This is a genomic window from Mesorhizobium sp. M0293, from assembly GCF_040321735.1.
In the GTDB taxonomy this organism is placed as follows: Bacteria; Pseudomonadota; Alphaproteobacteria; order Rhizobiales; family Rhizobiaceae; genus Mesorhizobium.
The window spans coordinates 1-1242 of the sequence record NZ_JAMYSA010000284.1; the positions used below are offsets into that span (position 1 = coordinate 1).

Annotated in this window: 2 protein-coding genes; both read left to right on the forward strand. The window is 62.7% G+C overall.

Going from position 1 to position 1242, the window contains the following annotated elements:
- On the forward strand, positions 1–929 hold a 929-nt coding region (locus tag NKJ06_RS35465; RefSeq protein WP_352812586.1), incomplete at its 5' end, for an IS3 family transposase.
- Between the two features lie 7 nt (positions 930–936).
- On the forward strand, positions 937–1242 hold a 306-nt coding region (locus NKJ06_RS35470), incomplete at its 3' end, for a class I SAM-dependent methyltransferase (protein ID WP_502905680.1).

Here is a 1242-nt window from a genome sequence, read left to right on the forward strand (position 1 = left end):
TGGTAGGGCCCGCCGCCAAGCGCGAAGCCGTCGCGCATCTGCAGGCCGTCATGGGCCTATCGGAGCGTCGGGCCTGTTCCTTCGTCTGCGCCGATCGCAAGATGATCCGCTACCAGTCTCGCCGACCGCCAGAGACGCAGCTGCGTGGTCGGCTGCGTGACCTCGCGAACGAGCGCCGACGCTTTGGCTACCGGCGGCTGTTCATCCTGCTCAGGCGCGAGGGCGAGGCATCTGGGGTCAACCGCATCTATCGTCTCTACCGCGAGGAAGGCCTGACGGTGCGCAAGCGCCGGGCAAGGCGGCGAGCGGTCGGCACGCGGGCGCCGATCCTGGTCGAGGCAAAGCCGAATGCGCGCTGGTCGCTGGATTTCGTCCATGACCAGTTCGCCTGCGGCCGGCGCTTCCGTGTGCTCAACATCGTCGACGACGTGACGCGCGAATGTCTGGCCGCGATTCCGGACACCTCGATCTCCGGCCGTCGGGTTGCTCGTGAACTGACGGAACTGATCGCCCAGCGCGGCAAGCCAGGCATGATCGTCTCCGACCACGGCACCGAGTTCACCTCGAACGCCATCCTCGCCTGGTCGAAGGATCGCGGAATCGAATGGCACTACATCGCGCCGGGCAAGCCTATGCAGAACGGTTACGTCGAAAGTTTCAACGGCCGGATGCGCGACGAGCTGTTGAACGAGAGCCTGTTCTTCGGCCTCGACCACGCTCGAAGCGCCATCGCCGAATGGAGAGAGGACTTCAACACCGCCAGGCCACATTCCTCGCTCGGCTACCAGACCCCAGCAGCCTATGCCAAGGTCATCACCGCAACCGGCTTCGACGCTGTGCCGATCGAAGGCTCCGCGCCTCCGCCGGTTGCTCAACCCGCGCCACAAGGCGTAACAGAAACGGCCAAGGCTCTAATCGCCACTGGATGACACTTCAGTGGCAGGTCAGCTCGGCAAAAAGTTTGAGGAAGAAGTCCAATTCTTCAAAGGCTGGCAGAAGGACAAGAAGGGCGTGGGTGCCCTCATTCCCACTTCGGTTTATGCGGCACGCCGGATGGCAACCGTGGTGAACCTACGGTCAGGATTGCCGATTCTGGAGCTTGGCGCGGGAACCGGTGTCATCACAAAGGCGATCCTGGCTAGGGGAATCAAGCCGCGCCAGCTGGTTTCAGTCGAATATTCCAGGATTTTCTACGACGGCCTGGTGCAACGCTTCCCGAATGTGGACTTCAGATTGGGCGAC